The sequence below is a fragment of the Clostridioides sp. GD02377 genome, assembly GCF_045899875.1.
Classification (GTDB): domain Bacteria; phylum Bacillota; class Clostridia; order Peptostreptococcales; family Peptostreptococcaceae; genus Clostridioides; species Clostridioides difficile_A.
Genome location: NZ_JBJODA010000001.1, coordinates 173,609 through 191,151 on the forward strand (window position 1 = coordinate 173,609; position 17,543 = coordinate 191,151).

Genomic DNA, 17,543 nt, shown 5'->3' on the forward strand with positions numbered 1-17,543 from the left:
TATGAAATTATACATTAGTGTAAAAACTATGCTAAAAGGTTTAAAAAGCTCCTTTATACTTAATTTAATATATTTCTTAGCATTACCTCTAGTTTTAGCTGGATTTCTTGGGATGGTGACAGAAAGTATGTTTCAAAATCCTATAAAAACAGATTTGACATCAATTGTTATATATGACAAAGATAATACAAAGCTATCAAGTAATTTGACAGGATATTTAAAAAATGATTTATCTTCTGTATTAACAGTTCAAAAAGATGATTCTAAGGCAGACTTAAAACTTACTATACCTAAAGGATATGAGAATAATTTATTAAATGAAAAATCAAATACTCTAAGTATAGAAAAACTTAAATCTAGTGATAATATTGCAATATTACTTCAAGATATTTTAGATACTTATCATGAAAAATTATATTTGAATAGTTCTCAAAAATTAAGTTCAGAAGATTTCTCAAAATTATTTAATAAGAATTCTATTGATGCTTCTATAATAAAAAATAATGTTAAACAAAATTCTTATGAGTACTTTGCTTTAGTTTCTCTTGGATTCCTTGTAATAATTTTTATAATGAATAATATTTTATCAAATTATATAAATGAGTCAAAAGGACTTTCAAAAAGACTCTACTCTATGCCTGTAACTAGAGTACAATTCTTAATTTATGATTTTGTAGGTTTATGGATTTACTCATTTATATTCTTATTATTATATGTTTTATTTTTTAGAATACTTGGTATAACATTCAAAGGTAACTTTGCTATATTAACTTTACTTTGTGCTTTATCTTCTTGTTTTATGACTTCAATATCTACTTTTGTAACTGCCTTTTTTAGCAAGAAATATGGTACAGTTATAGTTTATGCATTACTCTTCTTGCAAACAGTTTTTGGAGGTATCTTCAGCATGGTAAATGATGTGTTTACTAAGTTTACAAGTTTATCTCCTACTTATTTAATAGGAACATTGTTCAGTAATTATGAAACGTTTAAAACTATAGACTCAATAGGAAGTTTAATTTTCATATGCCTAATTTCATCTACAGTATTGATTGCACTTTCTATTATAAAAGAAAAATATAAGTGGAGGGAGGTTTAATAATGATTAGATTAATTATTGCAAACATAAAAAGATATATAAAAAATCATACTCTTTTAGTTAATATGGTCTTGTTTCCTGTTATATTAGTATTTTCTCTTAACTTTTTTACTGGCAGCTCAGAAAATCAATCAATGTACTTTTCTCCAGTAGCAATTGTATCTAATTCTTCTGGAAAATACGAACATAAGTTAATAGATAGTTCTAAATTAAAAGAAAACTCATTTGGACTTGACGAACAAGACAAAGCTATGAATCTATTAAAAAACAATAAAGTTTCTGCTGTCTTCATTTTAGATAAAAATTTTTCAAGCAATATAGATAACTTAAAACGACCTGTGGTTAAATGTTTTAAAACTGAAAATGGTGGAGGTAGTCTTTGGGCAGAATCACAAATAGAATCTTTTATTACTAATTCATTAAAATTAAAAATAGATGGAAATATAGATGATAAATTGACCAAGACAAATATAATTGATAACAGTCCAGATAAGAATAAAAATTCGTTTTTAATAGTTTTCTTAATATGTTATTTTATGTACATTAACGCAGCACATCTAGCTTCTGATTTATTTGCATTAAAAAAATCTAATACCTTAAAAAGACTTGTCTCTACAAAACATAATGATATAAAAATAATTTTCAGTATATTTTTAGGGTTATTTTTTACTCAAGCAATTGTATACACCTTAACTTTAGTATGTTTCACATTTACAAGAGATTTTAAGTTAACTCTAAATACATTGATGATTGTACTATCAAATAGTTTTGTTGCTACTGGATTCGTATTTTGGATAGCTAGAGTGTTTAAAAACGAAAGTTCTATAAGTCTTATATCTACATTTTATTCTTTAATAGGTTTAGCTATATCCATATCTAGCATGATACCATCACTTGATAAATTGTCCTTTATGGCTAATCTTTCAAAGCTTACACCATTTTATTGGACTATAGATGCTATTAATAATAATGGTAATATATTAATAAATATAATTGTTCTAATTCTTATTGGAATGGTATTTGTAACAGCTGGAAGTCTTAAATTAAGAGATTTTGCTAGAAATTAATAATTATTAAATCTAGTTAGTATGTTACTTTATACAATACTAACTAGATATTTTAATATATTAAATCATCTTATCTTATATTTTTATATCTAATTATATATATCTATTATTCTAAACTTTTTATTATATATCATTTAATTTGACCTGTCAAGTATTTTATGATATAATATTAATTATTAGATAATTAAAGCATTGTACCCAAATTGCAATATCTAAAATTCAGTTTGGAGGTATAACCATATGTATGAAATCGGTGAAAGTGTAATGTATCCAAAAGAAGGAGCCTGCTATATAAGTGGTCTTGTAACAAAGGATGTAAATCATCATATACAAAAATACTATGAATTGACTGTTATTTACAATAGTAATCTTAAAATTTTGATTCCTGTTTTAAATGCTGATAAGATTGGTATACGTCCAGTTATGGATGAAAATGAAGTTGATAACTTTATACAATCCCTTGATAAAGCAGATTGTTTATGGGTTCTTGATAGAAAAAAACGACTTAAACTATACCAGGATAAATTTCACTCAGGAGATGTTTTCGAGATTGTAAAATTAATTAAGATGCTTATGATACAAGATAATTCAAAGCAACTATGTAGCACAGATAAAGATTTTCTAAATAAGGCTCAAAGATTTGCTTTGTCAGAATTAGCTGCAGCACAATGCAAATCCTACACAATTGTATTAGAAGAAATGAAAAACCATATACTAAATTCAAAAAATAACAATTAAATTAGTTTTATATACTAGTTTAATTGTTTAGTTATTCATATGATTACTCTATTCTTCCAAATCTTTTAATCTAAAATTGATAAAGATAGATTAATTAGATAGACATCTTTATTTAAATAAAAAGTCTAGGGGTAAATCATATTCTTGATTTTCCTCTAGACTTAGTAGTAAAACTTACTCTTTCTCAAGTTCTTTTTTCTCTTCTAATAAAACACTTAACTCATTTGCTTCTAAAATTTGTGCCTCTGCAATATCAAGTAACTCTTGTTGCCATTCCACACATTTATCTTTGTAATCAAAAGGTAGCGTTCTGTCAACTATGTACTTATCAATACAGCTCTCCGCACTTTTAATTATTTCTTTTCTTTCATTAATAAATTTTTCTAATTCTACTAAGGCTTCTTCATAAGCTTTTTTACTCATATAAATTCCCCCTTTGTACAATTATTCTACATTAAAATGATTTTTCCTCTTTTTTGTATAAAATTTTATTTGTATATAACTTTTCCATCAATATCTTTTATAGTTTGACATCCAGTTAATATCATAGAGCTACTTAGTTCTGATTGAAGCTTATTTATGTAAGTTTCTACACCATCAGTTGCTCCACCAAATGAAGCTGTCACAAAAGGTCTTCCTATTAATACTGCATCTGCTCCTAGACCTATCATCTTTAATACATCTAATCCTGTTCTAACTCCACCATCTGCAAGTATTGTAACTTTACCTTTAACAGCATCAGCAATTCTTGGTAGAACTTCACATGCTCCTGGTGTACAATCTAGTACTCTTCCTCCATGATTTGATACAACTATAGCATCTACCCCTGCTTCAACTGCCATTAATGCATCTTCAACAGTCATTATTCCTTTCAATATAAATGGTAGCTTAGTAGCGTTTACCAATTCTTTTATTTGTTCAACATTTTTAGGAAGTACTGGTTTTCCATGTAGTGATAAAGTTACTAAACCACAAGCATCTATATCAACTCCAACTGCAAATGCACCAGCTTCTTCAGCTAATCTTATCTTTTTTATGATATTTTCATTATCCCAAGGCTTAATAAATACAATTCCAGCACCATTATACTTTTTAACTACATCCAAATTTTCCATTAAAAAAGCATCTACTGCTGTATCTCCAACCATTGCATAAATCCCACTATTAGCACATCCTGCAACTACTGGTTCTATGTAATCTCTTTCATTAATCTTTCCACCCATATTCAATGTAGTTCCTGTTACTGGAGCTGCAAATATAGGTGAACTCATTTTTTTTCCAAACATATCTATAGATGTATCAGGATTTGAGACATCATGTATTACTCTCATATTCACTTTTACTTTTTCTAAACTCTTACTATTTTCTATAAAAGAAGAACCACTTCCTTTACCTCCCATACCAGGAACTTCCCCTGCACAAACAACTCCATTACAAACTTTGCAAACTTTGCAACTTCCATTTAAATTTTCTCTAGCATTTTTTAATAGTTCATTATACTCCATCTTTAATCCCCCATTTATTATAGTAATTTATATCATATACATTATATCATATTGTATTTACAGTATATTTTTCAAAAAACTTTTCCTATGTATAGGAGTTATTCCATGTTTTTCAATAGCTTCATAGTGTTCTTTAGTCCCATACCCTTTATGAGATTTAAAACCATATTCTGGATATACTCTATCATATTGATACATTATACTATCTCTAGTAACCTTAGCTAATATACTTGCTGCTGCTATTGATATAGATTTTGAATCTCCTTTTACAATTGGATTTTGAGCTATATCAATTCCTGGTATTGTCGCTGCATCAACCAATAGATAATCAGGTGCTTGTTTTAAACAATTTATAGCTTTTTTCATTGCCATATATGTAGCATTCAATATGTTAAATTCGTCTATTTCTTCATTATTTACGATACCTATTCCATAGTCTAATGCTTCTTTTTTTATTACTTCAAAAAGTTCATCTCTTTTTGCTTCACTTAGTTTTTTAGAATCATTTACACCTTCTATTTTTGTGTCTTTTTTAAATACTACTACAGAGGCTACAACAGGTCCAGCAAGTGGCCCTCTTCCTGCTTCATCAATTCCTCCAATATATAAATAACCTTTATTATAACCTTCATTTTCAAATATATTTATGGTTTCTAATCTTTCTTCTTCTCTTCTAATATTATCTAATTTTTTAGCTAGTTTTATAGCTAGACTTTGAACAGATTTTCTGTCATCGACTCTCAGTAGTTCTATATATTGCATATATTTTTCTACTTCTAAAATCTCAATTATTTCTTTAATCTCCCTCACGCTTTTATTCTGCATACAATTCCCTCATCTTTCATTTGTAAAAATATAAGTTTTAATATATTAAATTTTTGCTAACACAAAGTTTAATTGCATCCACTATATCCACATTTTAAGCATATACTACAACCACCTGTGTGTGCAATTCCTTCACTTCCACACTCTGGACACACAAATTTCTCATCTTCTTCAAAATTTTTATTTACTATTTTTTTGGATTCTTCATCTTTATTATCTTTTTCTTTTTTATTATTTTTATAACATTCTTTTTTATTATCTTCTTTTTTATTATTTTCTTTATTGTTTTCTTCCTTTTTTTCATTTATTAAAATTCCACTCCTTTTGCATCCATCTCTAAATATTGTCACACCTTTAAGACCAGCCTCCCATGCCTTAATATATATATTGAAAACATCTTCAATTGTAGTTTCAAAAGGTATATTTATTGTAGATGATATAGAAGCATCAATATACTTTTGCCATACTTTTTGCATGTTTATCCTTTCTTCATATCCTATATTCATAGCAGTTACAAAAAAATCTGGTAAACACTCTTCATCTGTAATACCTTTTTTATCCATATACTCCTTAACAATTGGAGTATATACTTTATAATATACATCTTCATCATGCAAACTCTCAGTTTTTCTTATATATGAAAGATTAAATATTGGCTCTATTCCTCCACTAATTCCTATCATTGTAGATATAGAACCTGTAGGAGGTATAGTTAATAGTTGTGAGTTTCTAAGCCCATATTTTTTAACCATTTCCTTAGTATCGTCATTTAAATTTTCTATAAAAAACTCCGATTTAGAGATATTTTCATATTTATATTCACTAAAAGTTCCATATTCCTTAGCAATTAATGCTGATTGCTTTACAGCTTCATTCAGCATAGTCTTACCAATCAAATCACACAATTCTAAAGATTTATCAGAACCATATCTTATTCCCATTTTTATAAGCATGTCAGCTATACCCATTACACCTAGACCTATCTGTCTATATTTATGTACACTATCCCTTTGCTCTTGTAATGGATGTAAGTTTAATCCTTCATCTAACACATCATTTAAAGCTACTACAGCTTCTCTAACGCAAGATTTTAGTTTATTAATATCAAAGGTAGCATGTTCACCAAATGACTGTATTACAAACTCTGACAAGTTTATTGAACCAAGGAGACAACTTCCTCCACTTGGAAGTGGCTCTTCTGCACAAGGATTCACTCCTGAAAAACAAAAACTTTTATCTTCACTCATAAAATTATATGTTCTTATTTTGTCCCAAAATAAAATACCTGGTTCTGCATAATCCCAGTTATTTTTCACAAATTTAGTAAATAAATCATATGCATTTACTATCTTGACTATTTTTTCTCCAGTAGTTTCAACTTCAAAAGTACAGTTATAAAGTTTCTTTTCTTTTACAGCTTGCATAAATTCATCTGTTACTCTTACAGAAATATTTGCTTTAGTAACTTTCTCTAAGTCTGTTTTTATATCTATAAACTCTTCTATCTCTGGATGGTTTACATCCATAGAAATCATAAGAGCTCCTCTTCTTCCTCTTTGACCAATCAAACCAGTTGTCATGCTGTAAAGTTCCATAAATGAAACTGCTCCAGTTGTGTGTTTTGCAGCATTATTCACTTTTGCTCCTTTTGGTCTTAACTTTGAAATATCAATTCCAACTCCTCCACCATAGCTAAATGTTCTAGCAAGTTTTTTTGCAGTATCGAAAATGTCTTCTATACTATCTTTTGGTGGCTCTATTACATAGCAATTAGAATATGTTACTTTTTTACCTTCTTTCTGCAGACCTCTATTTGCTAAAATTCTTCCAGCAAATAGAAATTTTTTTTGTCTTATTAATTTTGAGATTCTTGGACTGTTATTTGAGATTCTCTTTATCCATTCATCAAAACTCTCACCATTATTTCTATACTTGTTTTTCCATATTGATTTTTGTAATTCATCAAACTCCCACGCTTTGGTTCTTATTTCAGAACGTCTTTCTCTATATAATATGTAGTGTTTTGCTATATCTTTCCTATTTGATTCCATAAGCAATACTTCAACTATATCTTGTATTTCCTCTACAGATAAACACTTTTCCATAGAGTTATAGTCTTTAGCTATTTTTCTTGATATATCATACGCTAAATCTCTATCCACTCCACCTTCACTATTTATACTAGCCTTATAGACAGCATCTTCAATTTTACTTTTACTAAAAAGTTCTTTTGTACCATCTCTCTTTATTATGTACTTCATCTTTAGACCTCCAATAAATTAGTATTAAATTAATACACCTATTAACTATAATTCTAAACAAACTTTTTTATATGTTTGTATTTTTTCAGATTAATTATCTAGCATAATATATATTATACTATTTTATATTCAATATAACACTCCTTATAGTTTTCTCAACTTGTAAAACATATTCTTGAAAAACTTTAAAATAATATAAAAAAGTATATAAAAGTCCAATTCTACTTTTATATACTTTATCTTTTTTATGTTTTTATCACTTTAACCTTCATTAATTAATAAATACTTAAATAGTAAATTCTTTATTTTTTCTTTACAAATATATGTGATGATATTTTACATTGACATTCCATATTTGTAGTAAATATAAAAAGGAATTGCCTATATAATTTAAAGGCAATTCCATAATTATCAATTATTATTTGTTACTATGCAGTTTTACTGCTTTTAGATGGAATAAAGTTTCCTATTATTCCTGCTATTACAACTGGAACTATCCAGTTAAATCCTAATGAAGCAAATGGTAAGCTATTAACTAGAGGAATGTTTACTCCAAAGCTTGTTGCAACTGTTAATACACTTACTAATAATGCCATATATGCAGCACATTTGAATACATTGTCATTTTTAATTTTGTTACTAAATAATGCTAATATAACTAGAGTTATAGTTGCTGGATATACCATACTTAATATAGGAGCAGAGAATTGTATTATTGTACTTACTCCAAAGTTTGATATGATTGCACTAAACACACAAACTACTATAACTATATGCTCATATTTTAATTTTCCATCTGTAAGTGTTGAGAAATATTGACCAGCTGCTGAAGAAAGTCCTATAGCTGTTGTTAAACATGCTAACGCAACTATAATAGCTAATAAAATTTTACCTGTAGTTCCAAGTAAAGATGCTGTTATTGCAACTATTAAAGCTGTTTGTTGAACATCTTGTCCATATGCTTGAGATACAGTTGCTCCAAGATAACATAAACCACCATAAACTAGTGCCATACCTATTACTGCAATAACACCTGCACTTACTGTAGCTTTCATCTTTTCTTTTTCACCTGTGTATCCTTTAGCTATTACTGACATGATTATGATTGATGCAAATACACTAGCTGCCAGTGCATCCATTGTTTGATAACCTTGAGTGATACCTTCTGCAAATACATTTTGTATTAGAGAACTATCTCTTATTTCTCCTAATGGAGATACGATACCTTTAACTATTAATACTGCTAAAGCTATAAGTAAAGCTGGAGTTAATATTGACCCAACTATATCTACAACTTTTGATGGTCTTATTGTTAGAAGTAATACTATAGCAAAGAATATTATAGAAAATATTACTGGGCTTATTCCTGAACCTATTGTAGGTAATATACCCATCTCATAAGTTGTTGCTGCTGTTCTAGGTATTGCCAAAAGTGGCCCTATACAGATTACCATTGCACATCCTAATGCAATACTTAATCCTTTACCTGCTCTTGAGAACATCTTTGATGTATCTCCATTAAACTTAGTTGCTGCTATAACTGCTAATAATGCCAAACCACCATCTGCGAAAAGGAATCCTATGAAAGCTACTAACCAGCTACTTCCGGATAAAACTCCTAGATATGGAGGGAATATTAAGTTCCCAGCACCAAAAAACATTGCAAATAGTGCAAATCCAATTACAATTACATCTTTAAACTTGATTTGTTTCTCACCCATTTAAAGCACCCCCATTTTGAATTTTACTACTTTACTGCTTTTTTACTACATTTTACTAAAAAATAAGTCCAATCTCTTCTTAAATGAAAACCTTTTGACGAGATTTTATTTAATTATACATTTTTGACTTAAACTTGTCAATTATGTTTCATAATTTATAAAATCTTCGCAATATTTAATACAACTTTCTTAATTAAATAAAATCAACCTGTATACTTTAAACATGATTGGTTTTTTATTTTTTCTCTAATTTTTCTTGACAAAATTAAAAATTCTAATTTTTTTGAATATTCTTAATTTTAACATCATTTGAACTATTCTTGATTTAACTTGTTTTATGTAATAGTGTATATCCCTCCTTACTATATTACATATAATTTTTTTAATTCAATTTAAAAAATTCAATTTAAATTTTAAATATTTTGTGTTTATTATATAATTCTAAAAAAAAGACGTCAATATGATTTTTAATTTTTTTAATTTTCAAAATTATGATATTTAGAAAATCGTTTTCCTTTTATCATAACTCTTATTTACGTTAATTCTTGTAGTATTTTGTATTTATTTTGCTAAATCAATTTCTAATTTTACTAAATTATTGTTCTACATTCATAGATTTTCCACTTATTTTCCATCTCTGAAATCGTTTTTTCTGAAAATTCCTTATTATGATTTGCAAGCTTACTTTTCTTCATTGTAATTATTTTCTAACGCCCAACTTACTTAAACTTTGCAGTTGCTTGTATCCACGTCGACACACTTATATTTCAAAATTAACTAAAAATTCTTAATATATACCTATATAAAAACAATTTAGTACTTTGATTAATTGATTTATATATGCAAACGCCTTAAATTTTATTTTATTATTTTATTATTGTCATAATTTTATTTATATAATATCTTTGTAAAAATCAGCTAATACTTATAACTAAACTTATAAAATTACTCCAAAGTCCTTTTTTTAACATCTAATATTGTTAAAAAATAAACTATATATTTTTTCCAATATTTTCTTATATTTGTTGTATAACAAAAGCAAACAATTAGTATAGAAAGAAAAAATAAAAGGAGTTATCTATATATAAATAATTTCATTTATTATAGATAACTCCTTTAGTTACAGGTTCATATTTTAATTGAATAAAGCTTAATTTGTTCCAAGTGTATTAGATTGACTCTTTGATGGTATAAAATTACCAATTATTCCAGCTATTATAACTGGAACCACCCAGTTAAATCCTAATGAAGCAAGTGGTAAAGAATTTACTATTGGAACATTTACTCCATAAGTAGATATAACTGTTAATATACTTATAAACAATGACATATATACTGCTCCCTTGTATAAATTGTCATTCTTGATTTTTTCATTGAAGAATGCTAGAACTATTAAAACAATTGATGGTGGATAAACTATACTTAATACAGGTGATGCTATCTTTATTATAGTTCCAACACCAAAAGATGCTACTACTGCACTGAATACAGATACAGCTAAAACTATTTTTTCATAACTCAATTTACCTTTTGTAAGTCTAGAGAAATATTGTCCTGTAGCAGATGTAAGGCCTATAGATGTAGTTAAACATGCTAATGATACTACTACTGCTAAAATCGCTTTCCCAATATTTCCAAGCAATCCTTGTGTTATATTTACTATTACTTGTGATTGTACTGCATCTGTTCCATACATTGTTGATACAGTTGCTCCAAGGAAACATAAACCTCCATAAACTAAAGCTAAGCCTCCACAAGCAAGCACACCTGCTTTACCAATCATCTTTAATTTTTCACTAATAGAAGTATACCCTTTTTCATTTAAAGATACTATCAACACTGATGCAAGTGCTATTGCTGCAAAGGCATCCATCGTCTGATATCCTTGGCCTATACCTTCTGCAAATACATTAGGTATCATAGGTTTATCTATTACCTCTCCAAGTGGAGATACAACACCTTTTATAATTATAAATGCTAAAGCTATTAGAAGAGCTGGAGTTAAAAATTGTCCAACTATATCTACGACCTTAGAAGGTCTTACTGTTAATACATATGATATCGCAAAATAAACTACACAGAATAATAACACTGGAATCGAAGTTCCAAATAGAGGCATCATACCCATTTCATAAGTTGTTGCACCTGTTCTTGGTATAGCTAGGAATGGTCCTATACATAAAATATCTGCACAACCTATAAGAATCCCTAATTTCATACCACATCTTTTAAACATCTCAATTACGTTTCCATCAAATTTAGCTGTAGCCATTACTGCTAGAAGTGCCAAACCAGCATCGGCAAATGTAAATCCTAAGAAGGCAATTAACCATTCTGGACCTGTAATTATTCCCAAATATGGTGGAAATATTAAGTTACCTGCTCCAAAGAACATTGCGAATAATGCAAATCCAAATACTATCATATCCTTGGTCTTACCCATTATAAAATCCCCCTTTTTAACCTTATTAAATTAATAAAATGCCTCAATTGTTTCCGCTTGCATAAATAAATTAATTAAAACAATAAGAACTTATTATTAAATTAATAAAATTAAATAAATTAAATTTTTAATATATTGTATTGATTTGTGCTTATTATATATTATACGAAACAAGCAAGTCAATATACCAAAATTTGAAATAATCACACTCATTTTAATTTTCAAAAAATTAGGTATATTTGTCTTAAATTAATATTTTTAAAGGTTTTCTAATCTAATTTATACTTTCATATGACAATATTTGTCTATATTTAAAAAAAATAAAAAAAACCTTAAGGAAAAGGTTTTTTTTATTTTATAATGTTAAATTTTTTAACCTGGCTTTAAAATCTATCTTTTAACATTCTCTGGTATTTCTAATGTTATATTCCCTATTTTTCCATCTCTAAACTCATTTAAAACGGTTGTAGCTATACGTGCATAATCAAGCTCTTTTTTTCCTGTTATGAATCCTCTCTTATGACCAATCATATCCATAGTTTCAATTGGAGTTTCTCCTAGAGATTCCAATTTATATCTAGCTTTCAGATTCTCAGGTGCTATCTTCATAAGTTTCTCTATAAGTCTTAAAGCTAAAGTCTCAGTATCCAAAATTTCATCCTTTATAGCTCTACTAAAGGCTAAGTTTAGAGCGACTTCTTGGTCTTCAAACTTAGGCCAAAGTATTCCAGGTGTATCCAAAAGTTCAAGATTCCCTTTTAACCTAACCCATTGCTTCCCTTTAGTTACTCCTGGCTTGTCTCCTGTTTGAGTACTTTTTCTACCTGTTAATTTATTTATAAGAGATGATTTACCAACATTTGGGACCCCAACTATCATTATTCGTATAGCTCTTTCTTTTCTCCCTTTATCTTTTAAATTGTCCATTTTTTCTCTAGTTACATTCTTACATTCTTCTATTATCTTATTTATACCAATGCCTTTTATTGTATCAACTGGTATAGCTTTTATGTTAATTTTTTTATAATACTCTACCCATTGATTTAATTTATCTCTATCAGCCATGTCACTTTTATTAAGTACAACTACCCTTGGTTTATCTCCTACAAGCTTATCTATATCTGGATTTTTACTACTAAATGGTATTCTGGCATCTAACAGTTCAATAACTACATCAATCAATTTTAAATTGTTTTTTACTAACTCCTTAGTTTTTTTCATATGACCTGGATACCAGTTTATATGTAGATTGTCATCCATAAGATACTCTTCATATTCATTTGACATATATATCACTCCTTTAAAATATTATATTACTATTCCTTAATTATAATTAAAAAATAAATTTATTTAAATCACTGTATTGTCATGCTTTTAACATCATACTTTACATAATATTCTCTTCTTATTTTAATATTATTTCAAAATATAATTCAATATTTATCGATTTTATTTTTCATTTTAAAAGTTATAAATTCATAAATAAATAATGTATATTTCAACAAATAGTTCTATTTATTTCTGATATAATTATTTGCTATAATTTTCATTAAAATATAAAGAGGACTGATAAATCAGCCCCCCATTTATAAGTAAAGTTTTTAATTATCTATTTCTAGCTTCTTTTATCTTAGCAGCTTTACCTACTCTACCTCTTAAGTAGTTTAGTTTAGCTCTTCTTACTTTACCTTTTCTAGTAACTTCTATTTTTTCTATTTTTGGAGAGTGAACTGGGAAAGTTCTTTCTACACCAACATTGAAAGACATTTTTCTAACTGTGAAAGTTTCTCTTGCTCCTCCACCTTGTCTCTTTAATACTACACCTTCGAATACTTGTATTCTTTCTCTTTTTCCTTCTATAATTCTAACGTGTACTTTAACTGTGTCCCCAGGTCCAAAATTAGGAACTTCATTTTTTAATTGTTCTTGCTCAATTGCTCTTAGCATTTCATTCATCTTTCTTCCTCCTAAATATCATAGACGTTCTTAACTACCCGACCAGTGTAAACAGAGGAACGCCCGTATTTTCAACATTTTATATTATACTATACTTCAATAGTTATTACAAGCACTTTTACGTTTTTAATTCCATTTATAGGTACTTTATTGTATACATGTATATTGATTACTTCTTATACTTTTATTTTTCTTTAGATTTTCTATATAAGTCTAATCGTCTTTCTTTAGTTATTCTTATAGATTCTTCTTTTCTCCACTCATCTATCTTTTTATGATTACCTGATAAAAGCACTTCTGGTACTTTTAATCCTTCAAAATCTCTAGGTCTAGTGTAATGAGGATACTCTAACAAATTATCTTTAAATGATTCTTCTTCAAAAGATTCATCTTGATTTAATACACCTGGTATTAGTCTTGATATAGAATCTATCATTATAAGTGCTGGAAGTTCCCCTCCAGTTAGTACATAATCTCCAATTGAAATTTCATCAGTTACAATTAAATCGATTATTCTTTCATCTATACCTTCATAATGACCACATAGCAGTATTATATCCTCTTTGATAGACATTTGCTTCACTATAGATTGGTTGTATACCTTTCCTTTTGGAGTTAGATAAATTACTCTTGGATTATTTATATTATGAGTTGTTATTATATGCTTATACGTGTCATATATCGGTTGAGGAGTCATTACCATACCAGCTCCTCCTCCAAATGGATAATCGTCTACTTTTTTATGTTTATTATCAGAAAAATCTCTTATATTATATATATGAACTTCAATTACACCTTTTTCAACTGCTCTTTTCATTATACTCTCATTCATATATGAATTAAATATTTCTGGAAAAAGCGTCATTATATGAAATCTCATATTGCCACCTAATCTATCATTCCCTTAATAGGGTCTATAATCATTTTTCTGTCATCAATGTCTATTGTAGGTACAAATTTTTTTATAGCTGGTATCATGAATTCTTTATCCTCTTCACCTTTTATTACATAAACATCATTTGCAGAGTATTGAAGTACATCTTCTAACACTCCTACATATTTTCCGTCCACAGTTAAAACTTCCATACCAATCATATCTGCTATAAAAAATTCGCCTTCTTCAAGTTCTCTACTATCTTCCCTAGACACGTACATAAATTTATTTTTTAGTTTTTCTGCTTTTTCTATAGTATCTATATCCTTTATCTTCATTATAACCATAGAACCTTTGTATCTTACCTTTTCAACAATCCACTTATTATTTAAATCTTTTCCTAGATAAAAATCTTTCAATTCATCAAATCTATCTATATCATCAGTAAGTGGATAAACTCTTACCTCACCTTTTAGACCTTGTGTATTTACTATTTGACCTATCTTAAAATGAGTTACTTTTTCTTTCATGTTATCACCTTCTTAAAAAATTTAATCTTATATACTCATATCATCATAAATTCTTAAAACTACATATAATTATATAAAAAGGACTAGGTATTATACCTAATCCTCCTATTTACACTATCTCAAGAGAAACTTTTACATTTTCTCTATTTGCAACAGATCTTACGACAGTTCTTATAGCTTTAGCTATTCTTCCCTGCTTCCCAATAACCTTACCCATATCATCTTGAGCAACTGTAAGTTTTAAGACTATACCGCCATTATCTTCAAATTCCTCAACGACAACTGAATCAGGATTATCAACTAGAGCCTTAGCTATATCTACAACTAGCTCTTTCATATATTTCATCTCCTAAAGTAACCTCAGCAATGAGTATTTACTTAAACTAATTGCTAAGAAAAATTATTTTGCTTGTTTAGAAGCTTCGAATTTTTCTATTACTCCATTTTTCACAAGTAATTTTTTAACTACTTCTGTTGGTTGAGCACCAGTAGTTAACCATTTTATAGCTTTTTCATCATTTATTTTTACTTGTTTAGGTTCAGAAACTGGATTATAGTATCCTATTTCTTCTATAAATTTTCCATCTCTTGGAGCTCTTGAATCAGCTACTACTATTCTGTAGAAAGGTTTTTTATTAGCTCCCATTCTTTTTAATCTTATTTTAACTGCCATTACAGTCACCTCCGAATAATTTTTACTTTTTTTATATTTTATTTAAAAAAAGGTAAACCGCCTAAGCCGCCCCTTTTCTTCATACTTTTTTGCGAACCAGCAAACATCTTCATCATTTTTTTCATTTCATTAAGTTGTTTTATAAGTCTATTTACATCTTGTACACTAGTTCCACTACCTCTAGCTATTCTTTTCTTTCTAGAAGCGTTTAATACTCCTGGGTTTCTTCTCTCATATGTAGTCATTGATTGAATTATGGCTTTAGTTCTATTCATTTCCTTGCCATTCAAATCTACATCTCCAAGTTGGTCTTTTACATTTCCCATACCAGGTATCATACCAATTATCTTGTCAAGAGGTCCCATATTTTGTATTTGTTCCATTTGTTGTAAGAAATCCTCAAAATCAAGTTCTTGTTTTTTTATTTTTTGTTCTAATTCTTTGGCTTTCTCTAAATCTATATTTTCTTGTGCTTTTTCTATTAAACTTAAGACATCTCCCATACCTAGTATTCTTGATGCCATTCTATCTGGGTGGAAAGGCTCTATATCATCTAGTTTTTCCCCCATACCCATAAATTTTATAGGTTTTTGTGTAACTGCTCTTATTGAAAGTGCAGCACCACCTCTAGTATCTCCATCCAATTTAGTTAAGACTACTCCATCAACACCAAGAGCTTCATTGAAACTTTCTGCAACATTTACAGCATCTTGTCCTGTCATAGAATCTACAACCAAAAGTATTTCATGTGGTTTAACTTCTGACTTAATTGATTTTAATTCATCCATAAGCACTTCATCTATGTGAAGTCTACCAGCTGTATCTATAATAACTAAATCATTAGCATTTTTAATTGCATGGCTTAAACCTGCCTTTGCAATATTTACAGGATTTTCTTTATCTCCCATATTAAATACAGGTATATCCAATTTTTCCCCAACAACTTGAAGTTGCTTTATTGCTGCTGGTCTATAAATATCACAAGCTACTAATAAAGGTTTCTTGCCTTGCTTTTTAAAATATCCTCCAAGCTTTCCTGCTGTAGTAGTTTTACCTGCTCCTTGCAGTCCAACCATCATCAAAATTGTAGGAGGTTTTGAGGAAATCATTACTTTACTTTGTACATCTCCCATTAAACTTGTAAGTTCTTCATTTACAATTTTAATTACATGCTGAGCTGGAGTTAAGCTTTGCATAACTTCTTGTCCAACACATCTTTCTTGAACTTTTTTTATGAAATCTTTAACTACTTTAAAGTTAACATCTGCTTCAAGAAGAGCAAGTTTAACTTCTCTCATAGCATTTTTTACATCTACTTCTGTAAGTTTTCCTTTTGATTTTAACTTACTAAATGCCCCTTGTAGTTTATCAGACAATCCTTCAAATATCATTTTATCATCTCCCTACATACATCTTCTATATTTTCTAGCTTAGGGATTAAATTAGCACAATCTCTATTGTGCAATAAATCTTCTTTAATGTCAATAATTTTATCTTTTATAATTTTAATATTTTTTTCCTGCTCCTGAATCTTAGATACTAAGTGTAATTTTTCTTCATAATCTCTTAGTATTTTTTCTGAACGCTTCAAAGTATCATACACACCTTGTCTTGATACATTCAGATTTTCACTAATTTCACCTAAAGAATAATCTTCTTCATAGTATAGAGCTACTATTTCTTTCTGCTTGTCAGTTAATAATTCTTTATATTGTTCAAATAACAATCCAATTTCGACCATTTTTTCTATATTCATATCTTACACTTCCTAGCAGTATACTGTAAAGGTTATCTACTTTACACTATTGTATTTTATATCATATAAACACTCTTGTCAACCATTATTTTTAA

The 17,543-nt window shown here is 28.3% G+C and carries 17 protein-coding genes; 3 read left to right on the top strand and 14 right to left on the bottom strand.

The annotated features are described in order from the left end of the window. The first annotated feature begins 1 nt into the window (after nt 1). The 3 genes from Q3304_RS00795 to Q3304_RS00805 all read left to right on the top strand — a co-directional run bounded on the left by Q3304_RS00795 (nt 2) and on the right by Q3304_RS00805 (nt 2,904). Nucleotides 2-1,099: an ABC transporter permease gene (locus Q3304_RS00795; RefSeq protein WP_407813352.1), complete on the top strand. Its 1,098-nt coding sequence runs from the start codon at nt 2-4 to the stop codon at nt 1,097-1,099. Nucleotides 1,100-1,101: 2 nt separating this feature from the next. Beyond that, entirely contained in the window at nt 1,102-2,166 is a 1,065-nt protein-coding gene (locus Q3304_RS00800; RefSeq protein ID WP_219673599.1) for an ABC transporter permease, read from the top strand. A gap of 240 nt (nt 2,167-2,406) precedes the next feature. Further along, nucleotides 2,407-2,904, top strand: a complete 498-nt coding sequence (locus Q3304_RS00805) for a CarD family transcriptional regulator (RefSeq protein WP_054269761.1) — start codon at nt 2,407-2,409, stop codon at nt 2,902-2,904. Nucleotides 2,905-3,078: 174 nt separating this feature from the next. On the opposite strand, the gene Q3304_RS00810 is transcribed toward Q3304_RS00805, so the two are convergent. From Q3304_RS00810 to ylxM, 14 genes are all read right to left on the bottom strand, one after another. Beyond that, nucleotides 3,079-3,327 carry a hypothetical protein gene (locus Q3304_RS00810; RefSeq protein WP_054269760.1) on the bottom strand — a complete coding sequence of 83 codons (249 nt, stop codon included), beginning with the start codon at nt 3,325-3,327 and terminating at the stop codon, nt 3,079-3,081. A 65-nt stretch (nt 3,328-3,392) separates the two neighbouring features. Continuing rightward, nucleotides 3,393-4,409, bottom strand: coding sequence for an alpha-hydroxy-acid oxidizing protein (locus tag Q3304_RS00815; protein ID WP_054269759.1), 1,017 nt, complete (start codon nt 4,407-4,409; stop codon nt 3,393-3,395). A 57-nt stretch (nt 4,410-4,466) separates the two neighbouring features. Next, complete coding sequence (locus Q3304_RS00820; protein WP_407813351.1) at nt 4,467-5,234, bottom strand: ribonuclease HII; 768 nt, start codon at nt 5,232-5,234, stop codon at nt 4,467-4,469. 68 nt (nt 5,235-5,302) lie between these two features. Further along, nucleotides 5,303-7,495 (bottom strand): adenosylcobalamin-dependent ribonucleoside-diphosphate reductase, encoded by a 2,193-nt coding sequence (locus Q3304_RS00825; RefSeq protein ID WP_407813350.1) that lies wholly within the window; start codon nt 7,493-7,495, stop codon nt 5,303-5,305. A 428-nt stretch (nt 7,496-7,923) separates the two neighbouring features. Further along, a complete protein-coding gene (gene brnQ / locus Q3304_RS00830) occupies nt 7,924-9,216 on the bottom strand; it encodes a branched-chain amino acid transport system II carrier protein (RefSeq protein WP_054269756.1) in 1,293 nt (430 codons plus the stop codon). 1,150 nt (nt 9,217-10,366) lie between these two features. Further along, entirely contained in the window at nt 10,367-11,659 is a 1,293-nt protein-coding gene (gene brnQ, locus Q3304_RS00835) for a branched-chain amino acid transport system II carrier protein (RefSeq protein ID WP_054269755.1), read from the bottom strand. Nucleotides 11,660-12,049: 390 nt separating this feature from the next. Further along, nucleotides 12,050-12,946: a ribosome biogenesis GTPase YlqF gene (ylqF, locus tag Q3304_RS00840; protein ID WP_054269754.1), complete on the bottom strand. Its 897-nt coding sequence runs from the start codon at nt 12,944-12,946 to the stop codon at nt 12,050-12,052. 318 nt (nt 12,947-13,264) lie between these two features. Continuing rightward, a complete protein-coding gene (rplS, locus tag Q3304_RS00845; protein ID WP_021383988.1) occupies nt 13,265-13,615 on the bottom strand; it encodes a 50S ribosomal protein L19 in 351 nt (116 codons plus the stop codon). Nucleotides 13,616-13,799: 184 nt separating this feature from the next. Next, nucleotides 13,800-14,495: a tRNA (guanosine(37)-N1)-methyltransferase TrmD gene (trmD, locus tag Q3304_RS00850; RefSeq protein ID WP_054269753.1), complete on the bottom strand. Its 696-nt coding sequence runs from the start codon at nt 14,493-14,495 to the stop codon at nt 13,800-13,802. An 8-nt stretch (nt 14,496-14,503) separates the two neighbouring features. Next, a complete protein-coding gene (gene rimM, locus Q3304_RS00855) occupies nt 14,504-15,019 on the bottom strand; it encodes a ribosome maturation factor RimM (RefSeq protein ID WP_054276281.1) in 516 nt (171 codons plus the stop codon). Between the two features lie 109 nt (nt 15,020-15,128). After that, the gene (locus tag Q3304_RS00860; RefSeq protein WP_054269751.1) at nt 15,129-15,356 is read right to left on the bottom strand and encodes a KH domain-containing protein; all 228 of its coding nucleotides are present in this window, start codon (nt 15,354-15,356) and stop codon (nt 15,129-15,131) included. Nucleotides 15,357-15,419: 63 nt separating this feature from the next. Next, complete coding sequence (gene rpsP, locus Q3304_RS00865) at nt 15,420-15,692, bottom strand: 30S ribosomal protein S16 (protein WP_054269750.1); 273 nt, start codon at nt 15,690-15,692, stop codon at nt 15,420-15,422. Between the two features lie 38 nt (nt 15,693-15,730). Continuing rightward, nucleotides 15,731-17,083 (bottom strand): signal recognition particle protein, encoded by a 1,353-nt coding sequence (ffh, locus tag Q3304_RS00870; protein ID WP_021383940.1) that lies wholly within the window; start codon nt 17,081-17,083, stop codon nt 15,731-15,733. After that, a complete protein-coding gene (gene ylxM / locus Q3304_RS00875; protein ID WP_003419333.1) occupies nt 17,080-17,448 on the bottom strand; it encodes a YlxM family DNA-binding protein in 369 nt (122 codons plus the stop codon). The genes ffh and ylxM overlap by 4 nt, the downstream gene beginning before the upstream one ends. Between the last annotated feature and the right edge of the window lie 95 nt (nt 17,449-17,543).